This window comes from Lactobacillus ultunensis DSM 16047 (assembly GCF_001436305.1).
In the GTDB taxonomy this organism is placed as follows: domain Bacteria; phylum Bacillota; class Bacilli; order Lactobacillales; family Lactobacillaceae; genus Lactobacillus; species Lactobacillus ultunensis.
This window is the reverse complement of the sequence record NZ_AZFO01000008.1, coordinates 1-20118: the sequence shown is the minus strand read 5'-3', so window position 1 is coordinate 20118 and position 20118 is coordinate 1. Positions and strand designations below refer to the sequence as shown.

The 20118-nt window shown below is 37.3% G+C and carries 19 protein-coding genes and 1 tRNA gene; 17 read left to right on the top strand and 3 right to left on the bottom strand.

Annotated elements, in window-relative coordinates:
- Positions 1-147: 147 nt before the first annotated feature.
- From dnaN to FC57_RS03705, 16 genes are all read left to right on the top strand, one after another.
- Complete coding sequence (gene dnaN, locus FC57_RS03780; RefSeq protein ID WP_040529485.1) at positions 148-1278, top strand: DNA polymerase III subunit beta; 1131 nt, start codon at positions 148-150, stop codon at positions 1276-1278.
- Between the two features lie 224 nt (positions 1279-1502).
- Positions 1503-1718, top strand: a complete 216-nt coding sequence (gene yaaA / locus FC57_RS03775) for a S4 domain-containing protein YaaA (protein WP_007125855.1) — start codon at positions 1503-1505, stop codon at positions 1716-1718.
- A gap of 8 nt (positions 1719-1726) precedes the next feature.
- Positions 1727-2854, top strand: coding sequence for a DNA replication/repair protein RecF (gene recF / locus FC57_RS03770; RefSeq protein ID WP_007125854.1), 1128 nt, complete (start codon positions 1727-1729; stop codon positions 2852-2854).
- Positions 2855-4819, top strand: a complete 1965-nt coding sequence (gene gyrB, locus FC57_RS03765) for a DNA topoisomerase (ATP-hydrolyzing) subunit B (protein WP_007125853.1) — start codon at positions 2855-2857, stop codon at positions 4817-4819. It begins immediately after the preceding gene.
- Between the two features lie 10 nt (positions 4820-4829).
- Positions 4830-7310 carry a DNA gyrase subunit A gene (gene gyrA, locus FC57_RS03760; RefSeq protein WP_007125852.1) on the top strand — a complete coding sequence of 827 codons (2481 nt, stop codon included), beginning with the start codon at positions 4830-4832 and terminating at the stop codon, positions 7308-7310.
- A 218-nt stretch (positions 7311-7528) separates the two neighbouring features.
- Positions 7529-7825, top strand: a complete 297-nt coding sequence (gene rpsF / locus FC57_RS03755) for a 30S ribosomal protein S6 (protein WP_007125851.1) — start codon at positions 7529-7531, stop codon at positions 7823-7825.
- Positions 7826-7870: 45 nt separating this feature from the next.
- On the top strand, positions 7871-8398 hold the full coding sequence (gene ssb, locus FC57_RS03750) for a single-stranded DNA-binding protein (RefSeq protein ID WP_007125850.1): 528 nt from the start codon (positions 7871-7873) through the stop codon (positions 8396-8398).
- A gap of 28 nt (positions 8399-8426) precedes the next feature.
- Positions 8427-8663 (top strand): 30S ribosomal protein S18, encoded by a 237-nt coding sequence (rpsR, locus tag FC57_RS03745; RefSeq protein WP_003549366.1) that lies wholly within the window; start codon positions 8427-8429, stop codon positions 8661-8663.
- 135 nt (positions 8664-8798) lie between these two features.
- On the top strand, positions 8799-10820 hold the full coding sequence (locus FC57_RS03740) for a DHH family phosphoesterase (protein WP_007125848.1): 2022 nt from the start codon (positions 8799-8801) through the stop codon (positions 10818-10820).
- 11 nt (positions 10821-10831) lie between these two features.
- Positions 10832-11287 (top strand): 50S ribosomal protein L9, encoded by a 456-nt coding sequence (gene rplI, locus FC57_RS03735; RefSeq protein ID WP_007125847.1) that lies wholly within the window; start codon positions 10832-10834, stop codon positions 11285-11287.
- 26 nt (positions 11288-11313) lie between these two features.
- Positions 11314-12708, top strand: a complete 1395-nt coding sequence (gene dnaB, locus FC57_RS03730) for a replicative DNA helicase (RefSeq protein WP_007125846.1) — start codon at positions 11314-11316, stop codon at positions 12706-12708.
- Between the two features lie 228 nt (positions 12709-12936).
- Positions 12937-13875, top strand: a complete 939-nt coding sequence (gene phnD, locus FC57_RS03725; RefSeq protein WP_007125845.1) for a phosphate/phosphite/phosphonate ABC transporter substrate-binding protein — start codon at positions 12937-12939, stop codon at positions 13873-13875.
- A gap of 107 nt (positions 13876-13982) precedes the next feature.
- Positions 13983-14915 carry a DegV family protein gene (locus FC57_RS03720; protein ID WP_040529484.1) on the top strand — a complete coding sequence of 311 codons (933 nt, stop codon included), beginning with the start codon at positions 13983-13985 and terminating at the stop codon, positions 14913-14915.
- Between the two features lie 322 nt (positions 14916-15237).
- Positions 15238-16116, top strand: a complete 879-nt coding sequence (locus tag FC57_RS03715; protein WP_007125843.1) for an ROK family protein — start codon at positions 15238-15240, stop codon at positions 16114-16116.
- Positions 16117-16266: 150 nt separating this feature from the next.
- Complete coding sequence (locus FC57_RS03710; protein WP_007125842.1) at positions 16267-16458, top strand: CsbD family protein; 192 nt, start codon at positions 16267-16269, stop codon at positions 16456-16458.
- A 57-nt stretch (positions 16459-16515) separates the two neighbouring features.
- Positions 16516-16776: a GlsB/YeaQ/YmgE family stress response membrane protein gene (locus tag FC57_RS03705; protein ID WP_007125841.1), complete on the top strand. Its 261-nt coding sequence runs from the start codon at positions 16516-16518 to the stop codon at positions 16774-16776.
- A 64-nt stretch (positions 16777-16840) separates the two neighbouring features.
- On the opposite strand, the gene FC57_RS03700 is transcribed toward FC57_RS03705, so the two are convergent.
- Both FC57_RS03700 and FC57_RS03695 read right to left on the bottom strand, forming a co-directional pair.
- Positions 16841-18100 carry a DUF2974 domain-containing protein gene (locus FC57_RS03700; RefSeq protein ID WP_007125840.1) on the bottom strand — a complete coding sequence of 420 codons (1260 nt, stop codon included), beginning with the start codon at positions 18098-18100 and terminating at the stop codon, positions 16841-16843.
- Between the two features lie 94 nt (positions 18101-18194).
- Positions 18195-18803 carry an MgtC/SapB family protein gene (locus tag FC57_RS03695; RefSeq protein WP_007125839.1) on the bottom strand — a complete coding sequence of 203 codons (609 nt, stop codon included), beginning with the start codon at positions 18801-18803 and terminating at the stop codon, positions 18195-18197.
- Between the two features lie 162 nt (positions 18804-18965).
- Here FC57_RS03695 and FC57_RS03690 point away from each other — a divergent pair.
- A tRNA-Thr gene (locus tag FC57_RS03690) sits at positions 18966-19038 on the top strand.
- A gap of 203 nt (positions 19039-19241) precedes the next feature.
- On the opposite strand, the gene FC57_RS03685 is transcribed toward FC57_RS03690, so the two are convergent.
- On the bottom strand, positions 19242-20048 hold the full coding sequence (locus FC57_RS03685; protein ID WP_007125838.1) for a hypothetical protein: 807 nt from the start codon (positions 20046-20048) through the stop codon (positions 19242-19244).
- Positions 20049-20118: the final 70 nt, after the last annotated feature.

The window sequence follows — 20118 nt, the reverse complement described above, 5'->3', positions numbered from 1 at the left end:
AGTTTTTACACATCTTTTTTAACCGTTACAATTCCGTTATTTTAGGGCTTCTTATGAGTTTTCAACAAAAATCACAGGCCCTACTACTACTAATTAAATATATAATTAATATAAATAATAAAATTCAGCAATCTCAGGAGGATGAAAATGAAATTTACAATCAACCGTAACCTGTTTATAGAGAACTTGAACAATGTAATGCGGGCCATTTCATCAAGAGCTACTATTCCAATTCTTAGTGGCATCAAGTTAGATTTAACTGAAGATGAATTAACCTTAACAGGTAGTGATACTGATATTTCCATTGAAATCAAAATACCAGTAAATGAAGACTTGAATGTAGAATCAACAGGTTCTATTGTGTTACCTGCTCGTTTCTTTAGTGAAATTGTTAAAAAATTACCAGGCAAAGATTTCTCTTTCGAAGTCAAAGAAAGTTTTCAAACACAAATCGTATCTGAAAATAGTGAATTTACAATTAATGGCTTAGATGCGAATAATTATCCACGTCTACCAGAAATACCTGATGCTACATCATTCACAATTTCTGGTAAAACTTTCCGTGAAATCATTAATGAAACACAATTTGCCACTTCTAATGATCAAACTCGTGCGATTTTAACTGGTGTACGTTTCTTCTTTAAACCAGATAGTATTAAAGCAGTTGCAACTGATTCACACCGTTTATCACAAAGAACAATTGCTTTAGAAAACGGACCTCAAGCAGAAACAGATTTAATTATTCCTGGTAAAAGTTTACAAGAATTAGCTAGAATTATCGGTGAAACTGATCCAGAAGTAAAAGTTTGTCCCGGCGACAATCAAGCTTTGTTCATTATTGGCAATCTTTCATTTTACTCACGTTTACTTGACGGCAACTATCCAGATACTGATCGTTTGATTCCAACTGAAAAAACAACCAGTATTGAATTTGATATTCCCGAATTATCAAGTGCGCTCGAGCGTGCAAGTTTGTTAACACATGCAGGTCGCAATAATGTCGTAACTTTGACTTTAGATGTGGAAAAACAAACTGCTAAATTGTCAGGTAAGTCAGCTGAAATTGGTAATGTTGAGGAAGATGTAAGCTTTAGAAATCTAGAAGGAAATAATTTGGAAATTTCATTCAACCCTGACTACATGCGCGATGCACTTCGAGCTTCAGTTACTGATTCTGTAATCATGGACTTTACTAAACCACTTCGTCCATTCATTATTAATCCTGATAAAGACAATGTTGAATTTGTGCAATTGATTACTCCAGTTAGAACTTATTAATCAAGTACACTAAATTTAGCTTCTTAAAAACCACCCATTTTTGGGTGGTTTTTTTGTAGATTTGGTGATAAATGCCAAAAAATCGGTGTTCTTTTATTTTTAACTTGTCTTAGTATGATTAGTTTAATTTTAAAAAAAACGCTGAAATAGCGTTTGAGCGCGTTTTAAGTTTGTTATTTGCTCTGAAAACTAATATAATTATATAGGTAAAAAGAGTATTGAAGGTGAGTATTATCAAGGATTTCACAATCGAGGGCGAATACATTACTTTGGGACAATTTCTGAAGGAAGAGAGCATTATTTCGTCAGGTGGACAAGCAAAATTTTATCTTCAAGACAATCCTGTAACTTTAAATGGAGAACTTGAAGATCGACGAGGTAAAAAATTGCATGTTGGTGATCATTTACAAGTTAATGGTCAAGAATATGAATTTCGGTAGGAAGATTAATGTATCTTGATCGTTTTACTGTTCAAAATTTCCGTAATCTAAAAAAGCTTGACGTAAAGTTTGATCCGAACGTCAATATTTTTATTGGCAAAAATGCACAAGGCAAAACGAATTTGCTGGAAGCAATTTATTTTCTAGCATTGACACGTTCACATCGAACCAATAGTGATAAGGAATTAATTGGCTTTGGTGGTGAATACACAAATTTATTGGGACATGTGCAAAAAAGCCAAGTAGATTTAACCCTGCGTGTTTTAATTACCAAAAAGGGTAAAAAAGTGTGGATAAACCGAGTTGAGCAATCCAAACTGTCTAAATATGTAGGCCAGTTGAATGCTATTTTATTTTCTCCAGAAGATTTGGAATTAATAAAAGGCGCACCTGCTTTGCGCAGAAGGTTTATGGATCAGGAATTTGGACAGATAAATCCAGAATATTTGTATTTTGCAAGCAAGTATCGCCAGGTTTTGATTCAAAAGAATAATTATTTGAAGCAACTATCGAAGGGAAAAGCTAAAGACAAAGTTTTTTTAGATGTTCTTTCAGATCAGCTGGCTGGAATTGCGGCAGAAGTTATTTCTCGCCGTTTTAAATTCTTGCGGTATTTGAGTCATTATGCCAGCGATGCCTATGCCCATATTAGTTTAGGCAGTGAACAGTTAGCAATTGCTTATCATCCCTCCGTTTCAGATATTAAAGCTGATGATAGCACTGAAGATATTTATCATAAGATTCTTGCTAGTTTTGAACGCAACAAGGATACAGAGATTCGTAAGGGAACAACTACATCGGGTCCGCATCGTGATGATATTGAGTTTAAACTTGATGGTAAAAATGCTCATTTATATGCCTCACAAGGGCAGCAGCGCTCGATTGCTCTTAGTGTGAAGCTAGCGGAAATTCAATTAGTTCATCAATTGACTGATGAATATCCGCTTTTGCTTTTAGACGATGTTATGAGTGAATTGGATCATGGTCGTCAAAGTGCGCTTTTAAATTATATTCATGGGAAAACCCAGACCTTTATTACAACGACAGATCTGGAAGGAATTTCTTGGGAAATAATAAAAAAGCCGCGTGTATACCACATTCAATCAGGCAAAATTAGTTTGGAGAAGGAGAATTAAATGGCTGATAATTCAAAAGAAAATCTTGATAAGGTCAAAAAGTATGAAAAAGAGGCCGACAAGTATAATGCCAGTCAAATTCAGGTCCTAGGAGGACTAGAAGCCGTACGTAAGCGTCCTGGTATGTATATTGGCTCAACTAGTTCTCAAGGTCTACACCACTTGGTGTGGGAAATTATTGACAACAGTATCGATGAACGACTTGCTGGTTTTGCCACCAAGATTGAAGTTACTGTTAATGAAGATGGCAGTGTCACTGTTCAAGATGATGGACGTGGAATTCCAGTGGATATTCAAGAAAAAACTGGTCGTCCAGCTCTAGAAACTGTCTTTACCGTATTGCACGCTGGAGGTAAGTTCGGCGGTGGAGGATACAAGGTTTCAGGTGGTTTGCACGGTGTTGGTGCATCAGTTGTGAATGCTTTATCCACTAAACTTGACGTAACTGTTATGCGTGATGGCAAGAAATACTTCATTGATTTTGATCACGGTCGTGTAAAAGATGAAATGAAGCAAATTGGAACAGTTCCACTCGATGAGCATGGGACAATTGTGCACTTTTATCCAGATCCAGATATTTTCACCGAGACTACAACTTTTGATGACAAGATCTTAAAGAATAGAATTCGTGAATTAGCTTTCTTAAATAAAGGGTTGAAGCTGACTTTTACTGATAAGCGTAAAGATAGTGCTGAAACCGATGTTTATAAGTATGAAGGTGGTATCAAAGAATACGTTGCCTTTTTGAACAAGGGTCAAGAAGTATTGTTTGATGAGCCAATTTACGTAGAGAGTACTTATAACGGTATTGATGTTGAAGTTGCTTTGCAATACACCAATGGTTATAAGACTACTCTGATGACTTTTGCCAACAATATCCACACCTATGAAGGTGGGATGCACGAAGCTGGGTTTAAGACGGCTTTGACACGTGTGGTTAACGATTATGCACATAAGGCAAAAATTTTAAAGGATAAGGATGATAATCTTTCTGGTGAAGACATTCGTGAAGGAATGACCGCTGTTGTTTCAGTTAAACACCCTAGTCCGCAATTTGAGGGTCAGACTAAGACAAAATTAGGTAACTCCGATGCGAGAACTGCTGTGGATAAAGCCTTCTCTGAAACCTTCAGTCGTTTCTTGATGGAAAATCCATCAGTTGGACGCAAGATTGTTGAAAAAGGTCAATTAGCAGAACGTGCTAGAACAGCAGCAAAACGTGCCCGTGAAGTTACCCGTAAAAAGTCTGGTTTGGAAATTGCTAACTTGCCAGGCAAATTAGCCGATAATACTAGTAATGATCCTAATATTTCTGAATTGTTTATCGTCGAAGGTAACTCAGCTGGTGGTTCTGCTAAGCAAGGTCGTTCACGTTTGACACAAGCTATTTTGCCAATCAGAGGGAAAATTCTGAATGTGGAAAAAGCTTCAATGGATCGAATCTTGGCTAACCAAGAAATTAGATCATTATTCACAGCTTTAGGCACAGGTTTTGGTGCAGACTTTGACGTATCAAAAGCACGTTACCATAAACTAATCATCATGACTGATGCCGATGTTGATGGTGCTCACATTAGAACCTTGTTATTGACGCTGTTTTATAACTACATGCGTCCAATGATTGAAAAGGGTTATGTTTACATTGCTCGTCCACCTCTGTATCAAGTACGTCAGGGCAAGGTAGTTAAGTATCTTGATACTGATGAAGAATTACATGATTATCTTGGCAGTTTGCAACCTAGTCCAAAACCTATTGTCCAACGTTACAAGGGGTTAGGTGAAATGGACCCAGAACAGTTGTGGGATACTACTATGAATCCCGAAAATAGACGACTGGATCGTGTAAGTCCTGAATATGCCAAAGATGCTGATGCGGTCTTTGAATTACTCATGGGTAATGAAGTTGCACCAAGACGTGACTTTATTCAAAAGAACGCTAAGTATGTGGAAAACTTGGATGCGTAGGAGGCTTTAGATGGACGAGAATCAAACTCAAGATCATAGAATTAGAAACGTCGATCTGACAAGCATGATGCGTAGTTCTTTCTTGGACTATGCTATGTCAGTTATTGTTGCACGTGCTTTGCCTGATGTACGTGATGGTTTAAAACCCGTACAGCGTCGTATTCTTTATGGAATGAGCGAATTAGGTGTTACGCCTGATAAGCCATATAAAAAGAGTGCCAGAATCGTAGGGGAAGTTATGGGTAAGTTTCACCCACACGGTGACTCCTCAATTTATTTAGCTATGGCGCATATGGCACAAGATTTCTCATATCGTTATATGTTGGTTGATGGACACGGTAACTTTGGTTCTGTTGATGGGGATGAACCAGCCGCAATGCGTTATACCGAAGCAAGAATGAGTAAAATTGCTGTGGAAATGTTGCGGGATATCAACAAGAACACTATCGATTGGCAAAGAAACTACGATGATACCGAAAATGAACCAGTAGTTTTACCAGCTAGAATTCCTAATCTGTTGGTAAACGGTGCAAATGGTATTGCTGTTGGTATGACTACTAATATTCCTCCACATAACTTGAGTGAAGTAATTAGTGGTTTGCACATGCTTATGAAAAATCCTGATGCTACTACCAAGGATTTGATGAAGGTTATCCCAGGTCCTGATTTCCCAACAGGCGGGATCATTATGGGGCGCGGTGGTATTTACCGTGCCTATGAGAGTGGCAAAGGCAATATTGTTGTTCGTGCCAAGACCAATATTGAAACTGAAAAAAGTGGCCGTGAACGCATTATTGTCAATGAAATTCCATTTATGGTCAATAAGGCGGAGTTGGTTAAGAAGATTGCTGATTTAGCTCGTGAAAAGATTATTGATGGTATCACTGGTGTACGTGATGAATCTGACCAGACAGGTATGCGAATTACAATTGATATTCGTAGGGATGCAAGTGCTAGTGTTGTTTTGAACAATTTATTCAAGCAAACGCAAATGCAAGCCAACTTCGGGATGAATATGGTTGCTATTGTGGATGGCGCACCACATTACCTGACTTTGAAGCAAATGTTGCAATATTACTTGGATCACCAAGAAGATGTTGTTACTCGCAGAACGAAGTTCGAATTAGCCAAAGCTGAGGCTAGAGCTCATATTCTTGAAGGTTTGAGAATTGCTTTGGATAATATCGATGAAATTGTGCATATTATCCGTAGCAGTCATTCAAGCGATATTGCCAAGGCAACTTTAATCAGTCGTTTCGGTCTGGATGATAAACAATCTCAAGCTATTTTGAACATGCGTTTGGTACGTCTGACTGGCTTGGAAAGAGACAAAGTTGAAGCCGAATACAAAGAATTGCAAGCTAAGATCGCAGATTATAAAGATATCTTGGCTAAGCCTGAACGTATTGACCAAATTATTTATGATGAATTGCTTGATATTCAAAAACGTTTTGGTGATAAACGTAGAACTGAAATTGGTGCTAGTGAAGTTGTTTCAATTGAAGACGAAGATTTGATTGAAAAGCAAAATATTCTTTTGACTGTAACGCATAACGGTTATATCAAGAGAATGCCAATTCAAGAATTTAAGACCCAAAACCGTGGTGGTAAGGGTATCAAAGGCATGGGTGTTCAAGAAGGCGACTTTATTGAGCACTTAATTTATTCAAGTACACACGATACGCTTTTATTCTTTACCAATGCTGGTAAGGTTTACTCAAAGAAGGCCTATGAAATTCCAGAATACGGCAGAATGGCTAAGGGTTTGCCTGTAGTCAACCTGTTACAACTGGAAAAGGGTGAAAAGGTTCAAACCGTTATCAATATTCCTGAAGGTGCAGATGACAATTACTTATTCTTCGTTACCAAGATGGGTACAGTTAAGCGTACGCATGTCAGTGAATTCTCTAATATTAGAAACAGTGGATTAATTGCTCTTACTCTTCGTGATGGAGATGAGCTGAGCAACGTTTTGACTACGGATGGCAAGCAAAATATCTTAATTGGTACACACTTAGGCTATGCTGTAACTTTCAACGAAAATGATGTTCGTGCTATGGGTAGAACCGCTGCTGGTGTTCGTGGTATTAACCTTCGTCCACACGATTATGTCGTTGGTTCAGGCGTTTTAGGCAGCAACGATCAAGTATTGGTTATTTCTGAAAAAGGTTATGGTAAGCGCACCTCAGCTTCAGAATATCCAGTTAAGGGCCGTGGCGGTAAAGGTATTAAAACTGCCAATATTACTGAAAAGAATGGTCCACTTGCTGGTGTAATTGTCATCAATAGTAGTAAAGATATTATGGTAATTACTACTGACGGTATCATGATCCGCTTCAAGACTAAGGATGTTTCTCAAACAGGACGTAGTACAATGGGCGTTCGTTTGATTAAGGTTGATAATGGCAGTCAAGTTGCAAGTTTGACAATAGTTCCAACTGAGGCTGAGCAAGATCAAACTGGTGACGATGACGATACCGAAAATGAATAATTAGTTAAAATTACAAAAAAATTCAACTTTTGAAAAAATTATCAAACTTTTTTGCGTAATAAATAATAGACAGTAAAAAAACTGTTAGGATCACGTGAAAAACTGTTTGGTAATTTTTTATTTATATGCTAGAATTAGAAATTGCGAGTAATATTCCAATTACTCCTTGTTCTTGATTTTAGCAAGAACCATATAGTCCAAAAGGAGGTGCAATAGTCATGGCAACTACAAAGTACGAAGTAACTTACATCATTAAGCCTGATGTTGATGAAGATAGCAAGAAGGCTCTCGTAGAAAACTACGACAAGGTTATCGCTGATAACGGTGGTACTATGGTAGAATCCAAAGACTGGGGCAAGCGTCGTTTCGCATATGAAATTGATAAGTATCGTGAAGGTACCTACCACATTATGACTTTCACTGCTGACAACGCTGACGCAGTTAACGAATTTAGCCGTTTGTCAAAGATTGACAACGCTATCTTACGTTCAATGACCGTTAAGTTAGACAAGTAATTTTTATTTATTATCTATGTGATTTAGGAAAGGGAGGACATAAGTATGATTAATAGAGTTGTACTTGTTGGCCGATTAACACGTGATCCTGAATTGCGTACTACTGGGAGTGGTATCTCGGTTGCTACGTTTACTCTTGCTGTTGACCGTCAATTTACAAATAGCCAAGGTGAGAGAGGCGCAGACTTTATCAGCTGTGTAATTTGGAGAAAGTCCGCAGAGAACTTCTGCAACTTTACTTCTAAGGGTTCATTGGTTGGTATTGATGGCCGAATCCAAACTAGAAGTTATGATAATAAAGATGGGCAGAGAGTATATGTAACTGAAGTTGTCGTTGATAACTTCGCATTGCTTGAATCACGTAAGGATCGTGAAGCCCGCGGTCAAAATGGTGGTTATACACCAAATACTGGAAATAATAGCGCACCAAGCACTAATAATTTCCAAAATAATGGTGGATCACAAAGTAATTCACAGAATAATAACAATCAAAATAGTCAAAATAATTCACAAGATCCATTTGCTGGATCCGGTGATACAATTGATATTTCTGATGATGATCTTCCATTTTAAAAATAAATTTAAGAAAGGATTCTAAAACATGGCTCAACAAAGAAGAGGTGGCCGTCGTCGTCGTAAGGTTGACTACATTGCAGCTAACCACATCGACTACGTTGACTACAAAGATGTAGATCTGTTGAAACGTTTTATCTCAGAAAGAGGTAAGATTTTACCACGTCGTGTTACTGGCACTAGTGCTAAGAACCAACGTAAAGTAGCTAATGCAATTAAGAGAGCTCGTATCATGGGCTTATTGCCATTCGTTGCTGAAGACTAATTTAGATCGAATAAAAAATTGAAGGGTAGAACTAACTTAAAGTTCTGCCCTTTTTTAATTTCATCTTTTTCATTCATAGCACGTAATAAGGTATAATTGATACTGATGTAGTTTACCCTAGTAGGAAGGATCTTCATGAAAGATTTTTTACGTAAGCTTGAATTGCCTGAATTTATTAAAGATTCAAGATTGACAGCTTCCGTAGTAATTATCCTATCACTTTCCTTAATTGGAAGTGTGATTGCGATGATTATGAATCCATTATTTGGTTTGGCGATGGTATTGGTATTTATCTTAACTGTCGCTTTTGCTGTTTATGGAACCTATATTTTAGCGGGTAATGCAACTAACTTTGCGGTTAATTTGTCTTACCGGATAAAACGTAGTGAACAGGAAGCAATGATCAAGATGCCATTAGGTATCTTGCTGTATGATTCTGATCATCAGATTCAATGGGTTAACCCATATCTGCAGCTTTATTTGAAAGATACAGATTTAGTTGGTCATACTATCGAAGCTGTTGATCCTGACTTGAATAAATTGCTCAATGAGGCAATTGAGGCTAAAACCTCAGAAAACCACCTTGTAGATTGGGATGGACACCGTTTTGAAATGGTGGTTCAAGATAATTTGGGCGTAATTTATTTGTTAGATATTACGCGCTATGCAAAAATTGAAGATAAATATAAGGCTGAACGTCTAGCTATTGGACAAATTTTCATTGATAATTACGATGAATTAAGTGAAACCATGCATGATCAGGAATTGACCAGCATGAGTTCATATGTCCAAAATACGTTGAGTGATTATGCTAAGAAATTTAAGGCATATTTAAAACGAATCGACGAAGACCATTTTCTCTTGCTTGTACATATGCAAGATCTGGCTGAGATGGAGAAGGATAAGTTCTCTGTTTTAGATAAGGTTCGTCAAGAAACCAGTCGTAATAATACTCCGTTGACACTTTCCATGGGTATTGCTTTTGGTAGTGATTCATTATCTGAGATTGCCAACCAGGCTCAATCCAATTTGGACTTAGCTTTAGGCCGAGGTGGTGACCAGGTAGTTTTACGTCAGCCGGGTAAAGATGCTCGTTTCTATGGTGGCAAGTCTAATCCAATGGAGAAGAGAACCAGAGTCAGAGCGAGAATGGTTTCTCAGGCTATTAGTGAATTATTTAAAGATGCTGATCGTGTCTTTGTTGTCGGTCACCAACGGCCCGATATGGACTCTGTTGGTAGTGGAATTGGTGTAGTAAAAATAGCTCGTCTTCATGGCGTTAAGGCTAATTTTGTACTGGATACCAACAAAACCAACTATGATGTCGGCCGTTTGGTAACTCGCATGCAACAAAAGAATCAAGATAAGGATATTTTTATCAGTCCTGATGTTGCTTTAGCTGAAGTTACTGACAAGTCGATGTTGGTAATGGTGGATCACTCGAAGTATTCAATTACTTATTCACAACCACTTTACGATCGGTTGAAAAACAGAATTATTGTGATCGATCACCATAGACGTGGCGAAGAGTTCCCTGAGAACCCAATGCTTACCTATGTTGAACCTTATGCTTCTTCAGCCTGTGAATTGGTTACTGAAATGATCGAATATCAACAGCCTGCCAATGGCAAACGAGTATTAACTGACTTAGAAGCTACAGCTATGTTAGCCGGAATCGTAGTTGACTCGAAAGAATTCTCGCTGAGAACGGGAACTAGAACTTTCGATGCAGCCAGCTACTTGCGGTCAATTGGTGCAGATTCTGCTGTGGTAAGCATGCTTTTGAAAGAAGATATTGACAGCTTCCTTGAAAGAACGCATTTGGTTGCTACATTGAAGATGGTTAAGCCGCATATGGCTGTACTTTGTGGACCAGATGATCAAATTATTGATCCAATTATTACAGCTCAGGCTGCTGATACTGCACTTGATTTGGAAAACGTTGGCGCTAGTTTTGCTATTACAAGGCGTAGTCAGAATACTATTGGTATTTCGGCGCGTTCCATGGGTAAGATCAATGTGCAGATTATCATGGAAAAGCTCGGCGGTGGTGGACATCTTTCTAATGCGGCAACGCAGATTAAAGATGTTACTATTGAAGAAGCAAGAGCAAAATTGCTTAAAGCAATTGATGAATATGAAGAAGAAAATGATTAAGGAGGACCAGAATGAAGGTTATTTTTACACAAGATGTTAAAGGTCGTGGCAAGCGTGGACAAGTTAAGGATGTCCCAGATGGTTATGCACAAAACTATTTGATCAAGCGTGGCCTTGCTAAGGCAGCTACTAAAGGAAACATGAACACTTTAAAGCGTGTTGAAGCTAATGAAAAAGCTGCATATGAAGCAGAAAAGGCTAAAGCAGAAAAGGTTAAGGCAGAACTTGAAAAGGACGATACTATTGTTAACTTCAAGTCAAAAGCTGGTGCAGATTCTCGTTTGTTTGGTTCAATCTCAAGCAAGAAGATTGTTGAAGGCCTGGAAAAACAATATGGTATCAAGATTGATAAGCGTAAGTTGAATTTGCCTGAACCAATCAAGTCTTTAGGTTACACTAATGTTCACGTTAAATTGTTCAAGGGTGTAGAAGCAACAATTCGTGTTCATATTACTGAACAAGACTAATTTTGATAAAAAAGTGGTTGTGATTGATGGATAATATCATTTCTCAACAGATTCCGCATGATTCGGATGCGGAAAAGGCTGTATTGGGTGCAATTTTTATCGATCCAGAAGCAATTGCAGATGCAAGTGCAGTGGTTCAGCCGGAAGATTTTTATGAAAAGGCAAATCAAATTGTTTTTCAAGCGATGATAGATTTGTCTGATCGAGGGGATGCAATTGATCCCTTAACTCTGCAGGATGAATTAAATAAGCGTAATCAGTTGGATGATATTGGTGGAATTAGTTACGTTTCAGAACTGGCAATGGCCACGCCTACTGCGGCGCATGTGACTTATTATGCACAAATTGTGCACAGAAAGGCTCTGTTGCGGAGATTAATTTCTGCCAGTCAAACAATTATCTCCAATGCGATGAAAGGCTCAGATGATGTCACTGATATTCTTGATGATGCGGAAAGCGAAATCATGAATGTCTCGTCTGAAAACAACACTGGTGGTTTTCGGACTATCAAGGAAGTTGTTAATTCAACAATTGATGATATCAACAATCTTCCTGATGACAATGACATGGTCACAGGATTGCCTACTGGTTTTTCAGAGTTAGACAAAATGACTACCGGTTTTCATGATGATGAATTGATTATCATCGCTGCTCGTCCAGGTGTTGGTAAGACTTCTTTTGCTTTGAATGTTGCACAATATGTGGGTTTGCATACTGACAAATCAGTTGCTATGTTTTCTCTAGAAATGAGTGGCGAGCAACTGGTACAAAGAATGCTTGCTTCTGAAGGATTGATTGATTCGCAACATTTAAGAACAGGATATTTGAATTCCGATGAATGGAATAAATTAGTGATGGCAGCGGGTTCCTTAGCTGATACCCAAATTTTTATTGATGATACTCCTGGTATTAAGATGAGTGAAATTCGGGCTAAGTCGCGGCGTTTAGCCAAAGAAAAAGGAAACCTTGGCTTGGTTGTAATCGACTATTTGCAGTTGATTGAAGGTCCACGAAGCGAATCACGGCAACAAGAAGTTTCCGCTATTTCTAGACAGTTGAAGAAACTGGCTAAGGAGCTTCACGTGCCCGTTATAGCACTTTCGCAGTTGTCACGGTCAGTTGAGCAGAGACAGGATAAACGGCCTGTATTGTCCGATATTCGTGAATCTGGATCAATTGAGCAGGATGCCGATATTGTATCGTTCTTATATCGTGAAGACTACTATCGTGATGAACCTGAAGATGGTGAAAGTAGCGGCAGTAGCGATGAAGTAGGAGCCGAAGACGATAACGGTGAAGTCGAAGTTATTATTGAAAAGAACCGTTCAGGTAGTCGAGGCACTGTTAAATTAATGTTCTCGAAACCCTATAACCGTTTTTCAAATTTGGATTATGCGCATGATGATCCTAATGGTAATTAAGCACATGTTGAAAGCATGTGCTTTTTTATTTACGCAAATATTCGTAAGTGACATAATAAATCCTACTAGAAATGTCTCGCTTTAATTCATATGCATAATATACACATACAATATTATTATTAAATAACATAAATATTCGCATTTTTAATTGAAATGCATCTATAATTCTGGTATACCTATTTATGAAATCAATCATCTCTAGTTATATCGGAGGACAAGAGAATCTTTATGAAGTTTAAAAAAGTTTTGGTCGGTGCTCTAGCTGTTTTAGCAACAGTTTCACTTGCAGCTTGCTCAAATAGCAAAAAGAGCTCATCTTCATCAAATGAGCCCAAGGAATTGAATGTGGAATTTGTGCCAAGTACTCAGGCCAACAAGATGGAAGCGAAGGCAAAACCTTTGGGAACTTTGTTGCAAAAACAATTGCATATTCCTGTACATGTAACTGTTTCAACTGACTATAGCGGTTTGGTTGAAGCAATGGCATCTAAAAAAGTTGATGTTGGTTTCATGCCACCATATTCTTACATTTTGGCTCATAAAAAAGGAATTGCGGATGTTCTTCTACAAGCTGAACGTTACGGCTACGATGAACCTTCTGGCAAAATGAATCACACTTTGATGCACAAGTATCGTGGCATGATCGTGGTTAAGAAGGGCTCTAAGATTAAATCTTGGAAAGATCTTAAAGGCAAGAAAATTGCAATTGGTGATCCAAGTTCTTCATCCGGTTATGTTTACCCAATTGCAGAACTTTACAAGAAGGGTTTGAATGTTACTAAAGACTGCAAGTTAGTCAACATTAAGGGTGATGATCAAGAAGTTCTTTCAGTATTGAACGGTGATGTTGATGCCGCATTTGTTTTCTCAGATGCACGTAATATTGCTGCTAAGGACGATAAGAAAGCAATGACTGATGTTGTTCCAATCTACTTTACTCAATGGATTCCTAACGATACTATTGCGGTTAGAAAAGATATGCCTAAGAAGTTTAGAGCTAAGCTTTCAAAGGCTTTCATGAATATTGCTAAGTCTAAGAAGGGTAAGCAGATTATTGAAAGCATCTACAACCATTACGGTTATGTAAAAGCGAAGGATTCAGACTTTGATGGCTTGCGTCAATATCAAAAGATTGTTAATAAGGCAACCAGTAGCAATAACAATTAATAGATAGTTCTAAAGAATTATTAAAAGAACTCGCTTTTTAAAAGAGTGAGTTCTTTTTTCTATATCTGCTTTCAGTTAAAATAGAGATGATAGAAGGAGAATTTATTATGAAAATTGCTGTTTTGACTGATAGTTCAGCCTATTTAACTAAAGAGCAACAAGAAAAATATCATATTGATGTTTTGCCTATCCCAATTATTTGGAATGGTAATACTTACCGTGACTTAATTGATATTGGTTATCAAGAGTTTTATCAAAAATTAGCAGAAGAAAAGGATTTGCCTTCTACTTCACAACCTTCAATTGGCGATTTACAGAAAAAGATTGATGAGTATGTCAAAGAAGGTTACACCGATGTAATCGTAATTACGCTTTCTAGTGGTATATCTAGCTATTATTCTAGTGTAGTTAGTGTAGCTAGGGATGAAAATAGAATTAAGGTTCATCCTTTTGATAGCAAGATTACTTGTGCCGGTGAAGCGGATTTTGCTATGCTTGCAGGGCGCTTAATTGAAGCAGGAGCGGATATGGACCTGATTATACATGATCTAACTGATCTGCAAAAAACGATGGATGTGCGCTTTATGGTGGATGATTTGGGCCATTTGAAGAGAACAGGTCGCCTCTCTAATGCTGCTAGTTTTGTTGGTACTTTATTCAAAATTAAGCCTATTCTTTCAATGGATGTGCAAAATGAAGGGAAAATTTCTGCCATTGCTAAAGAACGGCAATATAAACGTGCTTATAAGCATATTCAAAATGATTTTGATAATTTGACTAAGGTCATGCCTTATAAAATCAAATGCACATTCTTTGATTCGCTGGATCCCAAGAAAAAACAAGAATGGCTGGAAGATTATAGTGCTAAGTTTCCAAAATATCTTTTTGATACCAGCATCATTGGCCCGGTAGTTGGTGTGCATGTTGGTCAGGGGACCATGGCAATGATTTGGTGTCGTGATCTTAATGATTATTTTGATAAAGATGGTCAACCTGTTGAAGGGATGAATTCAAAAGAAGTTGTAGATAATGAAGAGTAACTAAAATGAATAAAAGATGGATAATCTATTACCGCTTCTTTTCGATCCTTCTCTTCTTGTTTTCTGCAGGTTTCTATACTGCTATGTGGAAGTTCATTCCGCAGAGAAGTGACGCGCCTGGATTAGCAATTACCTCGCTAATTGTTGGTGTATATCATCTAATACGTGTGTATTTGCTGATAAGAAACAAGAATCAGATCATAAGTAAACAAAATTAATTACATATACATGAAAGCCTTTACACATAAGGGCTTTTTTCTTTATAATATGATCAGCACAAAAACTATTTGGAGATAAAAACTTATACGAAAAGGATGAGAATATGGCAGAAAAGAAATATGTCGGCAGTATCGAAGCCGGCGGTACTAAGTTTATCGTAGCTGTTCAAGATGTTGAAACTGGTAAGGAGGTCGCTCGCGATCGTATTCCTACCACTACTAACAAGGAAACCTTGCAAAAAACAGCGGATTTCTTTAAGGAACATCCAGTTGATGCTTTAGGTATTGGCACTTTTGGGCCAATTGATATTAACCCTAAGTCACATACTTATGGCTACATTTTGGATACGCCAAAGCCAGGCTGGTCAGGTACTAATGTTAAAGGCTTTTTTGAAAAAGAATTAGGTATCCCAGTTGTTATGACTACTGATGTTAACGCATCTTGCTATGGCGAATATGTTGCTCGTGGTCGCGATGATAGTAAGAGTTACTTCTACGCAACTGTTGGTACTGGTGTTGGTGCGGGTATCGTTCAAGCAGGTAAATTTCTCGGCTTGAACAACCACCCAGAAATGGGACACATGCTTGTTCGTCGTTATCCAGGCGATGACTATAAGGGTCATTGTCCATTCCACGATGATGCTTGTGTTGAAGGCATGGCAGCTGGTCCAAGTTTGGAAGGCAGAACTGGCATCCCTGGTGAAAAACTTTCTCGTGATAACAAAGTTTTCACTTACTCCGCATATTACATTGCTCAAATGCTCTTCAACGTATATATGACTGCCCGTCCTGATGTAATGGTTGTTGGTGGTTCAGTTTTAAATGAAGACGATCTGGTTAAGGTAAGAAAATTCTTTGATGAATTCAACAACAATTATGTTGCTACACCAGATTTAAATGACTTAATTGTACGTCCAGCCGTTCCTCACAACGGTTCCGCAACTCTTGGCGACTTCGAATTGGCTAAGAATTTACTCAAGTAAAAAAACACGATTCAATTTAATAAGCAATAAAAAGGCTCAACCTGTTAAGAAAGACGTAAGGCGAGCCTTTTTTGACGTAATTAGGAGTAAATCAGCGTAGTATTAATATCAACAACAAAACATCTAGTTTTCCAGAAAGGAGTCACGCTTATGAATAAAAAAGATAGTGGCTTAAAAGACAAAGTTGTTGGAAAAATGAAAGAAGTCGAAGGTAAAATTACCGGCGACAAGGCTCGTGAAGTTCAAGGCAAAGCTCAACAAGCTAAAGGCAAAGTGAAGAGCAAAGCTGAAGAACTAAAAAATGATCTCGAAAAAGATCACGAAGTCGAAGAAGATTGCTGAGCGTTTTAGCCCTAACAACCGCAAAAATAACTACACAGAAAGAAAATAGGTGATCCTATGTTATATTGGATCTGGGTTTTAATTGTCGGAGCTATAATAGGTGTCGTCGCTGGTTTTGTAACCGGTAGGGGCGGCTCGATGGGCATGATTGCCAACATCTTAGCAGGGCTGATAGGCTCTTCGTTAGGGCAAGCACTCTTTGGTCAATGGGGACCACAAATGGCAGGGATGGCAATAGTGCCATCAATATTAGGAGCAATAATCTTAGTACTGCTGGCCTCATTCATCTTAGGCATCTTCAATCGAAGAACTGAATAACAATTGAATAAAAAGAAGCGATTGGAAGTATAAAATCCAATCGCTTTTTGTGTTTCATGTGAAACTATTGCAATTTACCTTTGTTTTTATCTTGTTCTTTGCCTTCACGCTTTTCTTTCTCTTTTTCTTCTTTAAATCGTTGTTTGATTTCTTCAGGCAAGATGCTTGGTACCGTGGTGTCGTAGAACTCGAAGAAAATAGGCGCCTTATTAGAATCATTGCTCTTAGGATAAAGGGCAAAATCTGTTTCATTAAAAGGTAGACTAATATTGCCACGGATAGCGTTAATGATTTCACCGATCATGTGCAAAACGTATTTACGTGTTTCAGGCGTAAGCGACATAATAGCTCGACTAAACCGAACTGTCCCAATTAATTTGTGAGCAGTAATTTGGAAAACATCGGTTATGTTTAAATCATCAAATGCTTGGAAAAGCGCATCCCATAACTCACCACGTTGTTTATCAGGAATAGAGTGGTTGAAATCGATAAATGAGTGCCTGAGAGATCGTGCTCCAGAAGTTAAGCTTTCTGCTAAAACAAAACTATCACGACCAACGCTCCAACGACGGGGATCGTGTTGCTGCAACATGGGAGCTGTACTTTTAACAATGATTACTCGTTCAGGATGGTCTAACATTGTACCAATAATTGAGGATTCTGGCAGGTAAGTTTTCATCTTCGATTCGGCCCGGACAAAGCCAGGGGATTTCCATACTTGGTGGAAAAATCCAGGGCCGTCAAAACTAAGTGCACGAATAATGCGATCTTGTAATTCAGGTTCGGCTACGCTTAAAGCATATTCCGCATAATTTCCACCTTTGGAATGTCCAGCAAGATAAATCTTATCGTGTGGATATTCCTGTGCCATTTCTTTTAAGTAATTAGCGGCAACATCCTGACCATAAACTTTAGGCATATAATTCATGTTCATGTCTTCGTTCCAGCCAATAATTGAACTATCAGTACCACGGTAGACGATAATAATGGTATCAGGTGTCAAGCGAAAGGTGGCTGCAGTAAATTGGAGTGGATAAGGATCTTTTTCTAGGCGATTCGTCCAATTTAAGACCTTAATGTTACCTAAACGAGGGCTAGGTGGTAGCAGTAATACTTGTGTTCCAGCCAAGTCTTGCATTTGTACTTGGAAAGAAGGCAATTTTCGTAATTTTTCCGCTACCTCGCTTAAGGTATGTCCTTTAGCTGTATGATCAACAGGAAGATAGATAATGGAAGCTAAAAGAGAAGCATCGACGTTGTTAAAAGTTTTTTCTTTAAAAGATAAATCTCCACGCCAACGCAAATAATCGAGAGTTCCTGCCATAGTTTCATCCTTTCATAATCATAGACATCAATATTACTATTTTACTAGTTATTTCATAAAAAATCTCGAACCGTTAAGTTCGAGAAAATTATTTTTATCTACCACCGCGTGTATAGCTGATTCTATCAATGTCTGGATATTTACGTAAGGACATAATAATTTTATTTTCATCTAGTTTATTGTTAATTACTCCATCCACATAAAAGACAATTCTTTCTTCATTAACATCTAAGATCTTAATTGAGATATTTTCGACCTGACTATTTTCTAGCTCTTTAGTAATACGAGAAAGAATGTGTGGCGTGTTAGCCGCTTCAATCTGAATGTTAAAGCGAATATGTGGTGTGATTTTACTGATGATAATATCATCATGGAAGACCATTTGAATAATGAATAAAAGTGCTGTGGATAAAACACCTATAAAGTACATGCCTGCACCAATGAAGGAAATACCTGTTACAATTTGAGCAGCAATTCTTGAAGGGTCTAATGCAATGTCATGCATATTTAATAAGTCAGTGAAGCCGTATTTGGAAACGATCATGAACAGTGCGGAGGCAATCGCTACGACAATGTGAGTTCTAACTCCCGCGCTTTTTCTCTGAATAGCACGTTCGTAACCAATTACGCCACCACAAATAGCAGCAACAATAATTCTAAGCAGCCAATCCAATTCGGTTGAGATTGGGGCTAAAGTTTCCATCAAATCACTCCTTGGATTATTAACACTTGCAAGTTCATTCTAACGTAAATCTGCATATTTGATAGTTTTAAGAATTTTTTTGATTTTTTTCAAAAAAAGACTTGCGTAAGTCCCATCTATATGGTTTAATAAATACTGTTGTTGATGAGGCAACAAAGAGTTGCTGACTTAGCTCAGTTGGCAGAGCACGTCACTAGTAATGATGAGGTCGGAGGTTCGAATCCTCTAGTCAGCATTAGACGAACAACTTAATAGTTTTCAAGTCTGTTATTGAAGCTTTAAAAAGCTTATGATGACAGGCTTTTTTATTACTTTTGAATATTTGTTAATATTTAAAAAACAGTTATGAATAATTATTTTGACCACAAAAATTGCCACACAAAATTTTCGTGTGGCATCTGTGTGGCAAAGGTTTATAAAGTATTGAAATAAGAGTAGTTAATTATATTCTACATTATCGATTATAAGAGAGACGACCATCTTTAATAATAAAGAATCTGTATATGCAACTTTTAGTTCATTGGATAGTGGAAGAGGAAAAACGCCTCTAGTTTTTTGAGGAATTAAAATGTTTTTCCATATTTCTTTGTCTGCTTTTATTTGTTCTATTTCTTCCTCGTTTATTCGTGTTTTAATAAATTTTTGGATAATTGCTTTAAGCAGTTTTTGAATGATTGTATTAGATTTGGTGATTTCTGGCATGATTTCGATTCCATTTTTAGGCCAAGTGTTAATTATTAATCTATCATGTTTATTGAATTTGCCTTTTAAATCTTGTCTTTTTATTGTAGGTCTTATCTTTGCTTCACCATTAGATGATGATTCTGTAGTTAATCCAGATATTGGAATAGTTGCATGATTTGCATAATTGCGTAGTACATGTAGATTTTCTTCACATTTAGTTTTATCACATGAGTTAATTGGATCATTAAGATTTAAGTCATTTAATTGAATTGCTAAATTTTTACAATTATCTATAAACATACGATTTAGTATTATATAAATAGTTGTTTTTTGAATGGCTAAATCATATCCTTGTTCGCTTAAAATTGGAAGATTTTCTATAATACGGGGTACTGCCTGCAATTCAATATATTGATTTTGTGTCATCTTATATGTTTGAATAATATTTTTTAACGGACTTAATTTATTAATGAACTGAGAATATATTTTAAATTGCTCTTTAGAGATGAATGTTGCAATATTTAAGTTGTAATCTGAAAAATTATATTTGAGTTGATTCATATTTTTACCTGAATGATTTTGTAATATAAATTAATTATAGTAAAAAAACGCGTGGTGCTAGTTAAATCGT